Source organism: Lapillicoccus sp., assembly GCF_036559105.1.
Lineage (GTDB): Bacteria > Actinomycetota > Actinomycetes > Actinomycetales > Dermatophilaceae > Lapillicoccus.
This window is the reverse complement of record NZ_DATBTV010000159.1, coordinates 1-4,783: the sequence shown is the minus strand read 5'-3', so window position 1 is coordinate 4,783 and position 4,783 is coordinate 1. Positions and strand designations below refer to the sequence as shown.

Annotated in this window: 4 protein-coding genes and 1 pseudogene; 2 read left to right on the top strand and 3 right to left on the bottom strand. The window is 69.9% G+C overall.

Annotated features, from left to right (window positions below; all coding sequences use genetic code 11):
- The 3 genes from VIG79_RS19030 to VIG79_RS19020 form a co-directional block, all read right to left on the bottom strand.
- Window positions 1–707: nucleoside-diphosphate sugar epimerase/dehydratase (locus VIG79_RS19030; RefSeq protein ID WP_414672655.1), on the bottom strand; the 707-nt coding region annotated here is incomplete at its 3' end.
- Between the two features lie 438 nt (window positions 708–1,145).
- Window positions 1,146–1,787 (bottom strand): aminoacyl-tRNA hydrolase, encoded by a 642-nt coding sequence (gene pth, locus VIG79_RS19025; protein ID WP_331888537.1) that lies wholly within the window; start codon window positions 1,785–1,787, stop codon window positions 1,146–1,148.
- 64 nt (window positions 1,788–1,851) lie between these two features.
- Window positions 1,852–2,550, bottom strand: coding sequence for a 50S ribosomal protein L25/general stress protein Ctc (locus VIG79_RS19020; RefSeq protein WP_331888535.1), 699 nt, complete (start codon window positions 2,548–2,550; stop codon window positions 1,852–1,854).
- 279 nt (window positions 2,551–2,829) lie between these two features.
- Between VIG79_RS19020 and VIG79_RS19015 the strand changes: the two genes are divergently transcribed.
- The gene (locus tag VIG79_RS19015; protein ID WP_331888533.1) at window positions 2,830–4,116 is read left to right on the top strand and encodes an MFS transporter; all 1,287 of its coding nucleotides are present in this window, start codon (window positions 2,830–2,832) and stop codon (window positions 4,114–4,116) included.
- A pseudogene (locus VIG79_RS19010) lies at window positions 4,113–4,783 on the top strand (hypothetical protein); the annotation flags it as partial. The gene VIG79_RS19015 and the pseudogene VIG79_RS19010, both read left to right, overlap by 4 nt.

The following is a 4,783-nucleotide window of genomic DNA, read 5'->3' as shown; positions in this document are numbered from 1 at the left end:
AGGGAGAGACCGGCGGCCGGTCGAAGGGACAGGCGGGGGCCGGCCACCTCGACGATGCCGGGGGAGACGACGAGCTCCACTTGACGCTCGGCCAGCGCCCAGCCGAGGCGGCGCAGTGGCGCGCCGGTGAGGTCGGGATGGCTGGAGACGGCAACCATCTCGGCGTCGAGGAAGTCGACGGCGGCCAGTGCGGACTCCGGCGGTCCGAACACGCGGACGCCCTCGATGACCTGCTCACCGCTCCACGTCGAGCCCAGCCCGGAGACACAGGCGCCGACGATGTTCATGCCGGCCTGCGGGGCCGACTGGATCTCGCGGATCATCTGCGCGACCGAGTCGGCGCGGCCCACCACGACGGTGCTGAGCGATGCCTCCCCGTCGACGCGAGAGCGGATCAGTCCCTTGCGGAAGAGCCAGTGCATGACGAGACTCCCGACGAACATCGCCGGGAGGAGCGGTAGGACCAGCCCACGCGGCAGGTCGAACGCCCCGACGTAGCTGACCACGGCGATCAGCCCGACGAGGATGACGAACGCGCGGCTGATGGCGCGGTACTCGTCCGAACCCCCGCCGAGGACCTGCAACCGGTAGGTGCCCGCGAAGGCCAGCGTCACGACCCACAGCAGGGGGGCGATGGCGAGAGCCCAGCCGCCCCAGAACTCACCCGTCCCGAACCGGGCCCATGATGCTGCGACCGCTGCCACCATTGCGACCGCGAAGTCCCCTGCCACCGTGCGATACCGGTAGGCCCGAAGCCAACCGCGCTGTGCCCGTCGCGTCTCTGGGGCCCGCCGGCCTTCGAGCCAAGCCCACGACTGCGACGCCAGATCGCTGGAGGCGCCGATGACGCGGCTGACGCCTGCGTCCTCGACCGTCCTCACATACTCCGTCACGACTTCCCCCACGCATCGTCAAGTAGCCCCTGCGCACAGCGCAGCAGCAGACACCCGCACGCTCCGACCGACCCCCCAAGGACTGGTCCGGCGCCTACATAGATCCCCAGATCCCGCTGGAGATACTGTGCCCCGCCAAGAACTTTAGGGTGACCGGTTTGGCCCGCCTATAGTCCGAAGGGATGACCACCCTCGGCCGTCCGGCTGGGAATAGCGGTGTGTACCAGGCAAATCGGACTATCGATTGCTAGCTCAGAGCGAGTGGAAGCGCTGCTGCGTCGCCAGCAGCCCCACCTCGACGAGCGACTCGACCGCGTCGGCGGCGGTGTCCAGGGTCAGCGGGAGGTCGCGTCGCTCTGTGGCCGAGAAATCCCGCAGCACGAAGTCGGCCGGGTCCATCCGGCCGGGGGGCCGGCCGATGCCGACCCGAACCCTCAGGTAGTCCTTGGTTCCGAGGGACGCGGAGAGGGAGCGCAGCCCGTTGTGCCCACCTTCGCCTCCGCCCTTCTTGACCCTGACGTTCCCGGCCGGTATGTCGAGCTCGTCGTGCACCACGACGAGCTGCCCGATCTCGATGGAATAGAACGACATCAGGGCCTTCACCGGACCGCCGGACTCGTTCATGTAGGTCGTCGGAATGGCCAGCACCAGCCGAGGCCGGTCCGAGCCGGGCGCACCGAGACGGACCTCGTCCACGAGGGCGCGGGTCCGGTGCGCCGTGAACGGGCCGGCGCGACCGGCGCGGCTCCGCAGCGTGCCCACGGCCAGCGCCCCGAGGTCGTGACGGGCGCCGAGGTCGCGGACGACCATCTCCCCGACGTTGTGGCGGTTACCCGCATACCGGGCTCCAGGGTTGCCGAGCCCGACCACCAGCCATACCGCGTGATCGGACACGACCGTCAAGTATGCCGAACGGCCCGGTCCGTCAGGACCGGGCCGTTCGTGGGTGCGGCTGATGTCAGGAGTCGGAGGACCCGGCGTCGGACGCTGGTGTCGACTCGGTCGAGGACTCGGACTCGCCCTCGGCTGAGGCCGCCTCGGCCGCCTCGGCGTCGGACTCCTCGTGCTCGATGCCGGCCTCGGCCTCGGCCTCGGCGAGCTCCGCCTCGAGCGCCTCGGCCGAGATCTGCTGCGTGACATTGACGACCAGGACGTCCGGGTCGGTCAGGAGCTCGGCGCCCTCCGGCAGCTCGAGCTGGCTCGCCAGAATCTGGGTGCCGGCCTCGAGGCCCTTGACCGACACGACCACGTGCTCAGGAATCTGGGTCGCGAGGACCGACAGCTCGACGGTCTGCGAGTCGAGGGTGACCATGGTCTCTGCCGCCGCCTCGCCGGTGGTCGTGACCGGCACGTCCACGTTGACCTTCTCACCGCGCCGGACGATGACCAGGTCGACGTGCTCGATGACCGGCTTGATGGCGTCACGCTGGATGTCTTTGGCGAGCGCGAGCTGGCTCTCACCATCGACCTCGATGTCGAGCAGGGCGTTGGCGCTCTTCAGCGCCATCATCGTGTCGTGGCCCGGCAGGGTGATGTGGACGGGTGCGGCTCCGTGGCCGTAGAGCACGGCGGGGATCTTGTGGTCGCGGCGGATCTTGCGCGCCGCGCCCTTGCCGAACTGCGTGCGCTTCTCGGCGACGAGCTTGATCTCGGGCATGGAAAGGTGCTCCTCAGGTCTGATGGCCGGTGATCGGCCTCGACGCGGGACGCGACACGGGGACCCGGGAAACCCGGGCGCCGTCCTTGTCGATCACGGACGCGCGGGCCGGGCCGGCCGTGCAGCGTCCCTCGCCGAGGCAACCGCAGAAGTCTAGCCACCTTGAGCCGTTCCGGTGAAATCGCCCGAAAGCGACCGTCTTGCCGGTCTCGGTTTCCTATCCTGTCCAGGCAAGGTGTGGCCGGGGGGGTCGCGCCACACGGTAGGAAAGCGAGCCCGGTGTACATCTCCGAACGCCCTCGTCAGGGCGCTGAGGGCAGCACCACTGTCGCCACGGCGAGCCGACGGGTCGCGCCCACGGTCGTGCTGCTGGGTGTCGTCAGTCTGCTGACCGACGTGTCGTCGGAATCGGTGTCGGCGATCCTGCCGGTGTACCTCACCGCGGTGGTCGGTCTGACGCCCTTGGCCTACGGGTTCATCGACGGCCTGTACCAAGGCGTGAGCGCGCTGGTCCGGATCCTCGGCGGTTGGTACTCGGACCGGACCGACCGACCGAAGTGGGTGGCCTTCGCGGGGTACGGGATGTCGGCGGTCAGCAAGCTGCTACTGGTCCCCCTGCACGGCTTCGTCGCCCTGACCGCGGTCATCACCGTCGATCGGCTCGGCAAGGGACTGCGCACTGGTCCTCGCGACGCCCTCATCGCCTCCGCCTCGCCGCCCGAGTCGCTGGGTCGTGCGTTCGGTGTCCACCGGGCGCTCGACACCGCCGGAGCGGCCATCGGACCACTTGTCGCCTTTACGGTCCTGTGGCTCGTCCCCGGGGACTACACCTCGGTCTTCGTGGCGTCCTTCGCCGCCGCCATCCTCGGCCTCGGAGTCCTAGGCCTCGTCGTTCCCGACCTGCGCCCGCGTCGGGCCAGCGGCGACACCCGGCGAATAGCCGTGCGCCCGTCCTTGGCGGTCATGGCCCGGTCAGGAATGGGTCGGCTGGTCGCCGCCGCCGCCTTGTTGAGCGTCCTGGCCATCAGCGACGGCTTCCTCTACCTCTCCCTGCAGCAGCGCGACGACTTCGCGGCGACCTGGTTCCCGCTGCTCTTCGTCGGTACCAACGTGGCGTACTTCGCGCTCGCCGTCCCGGTGGGCCGACTCGCCGACCGCATCGGGCGGCAGCGAGTGCTCGTGGGTGGCCACGTCCTCCTGGTGGGCGCTTACCTCGCTGCCGCCGGTCCGGGCGGTGGGCTGGCCTCGACCATCGTGTGCCTGCTGCTCCTGGGCGCGTTCTACGCAGCGACCGACGGCGTGCTCGCGGCCCTGACCGCCAGCCTCGTCCCCACCTCGGTGCGGGCGGTGGGTATCGCCACCACGCAGACGGTCGTCGCCGTGGCGCGGTTCGCCTCGTCGCTGCTCTTCGGAGTGCTCTGGGCAACCTTGGGCCGAGGTCCCGCGGTGTACGCGTACGCCGGGCTGCTGCTGCTGGCCATCCCGGTTGCGTGGTGGCTCCTTCGCGGCCTGCGACCCACCGGCACGGGCGGTGCGGGAACGCCCGTCGACGAGGCCACCGCGTGAGCCAACGCCTCCGGCTCGTCGTGCTGGCGGTCCTGGCCGTGGTGCTGGTCGTCGGTACCGGCACCTTCATCGCGGTGTCCAGGGCTCAGCAGTCCCAGGAGGCGGAGGGCCAGCCCACCGAGGCCAGCACCGCACTCGCGTCCGTCGAGTCGAAGCCGCGCATCGTCTTCCGCAACACCGCCCTCGGTTCGCAGTACGGAACAGTGGCGATGGTGCCGCTCTCCGATGTCGGCGGGCCACGCGCTTATACGACGTTGGCCTGCGACCGCGTGTTCTCCACCCACGTCGACACGCTGTGCCTGGCCTCGGAGCGAGGCATCGTCACCACCTATACGGCGACCGTCTACGACGACGGCACCGGGGCGAAGACGCCTATCCCCCTGACGGGCAGCCCCAGTCGGGCGCGCCTCAGCGACGACGGGATGCTGTCGGCCACCACGAGCTTCGTCGCCGGTGACTCGTATGCGGCGACCAGCTTCTCCACGCGTACCGTCGTCACTCGCCTGTCCGACCGCACCAGCAGCGACCTCGAGGACTACACCCTCATCGACCAGGGGCAGAGGATCGCGCCGGCCGACCGCAACTTCTGGGGCGTCACGTTCGCGGCCGACGACGACCACTTCTACGCCACCGCAGCCTTCGGCGGCGCCACCCATCTCGCGAAGGG

Coding starts and splice junctions, on each gene's coding strand:
- VIG79_RS19020 (WP_331888535.1), bottom strand. CDS start 2,550: ATGCCCGAGATCAAGCTCGTCGCCGAGAAGCGCACGCAGTTCGGCAAG.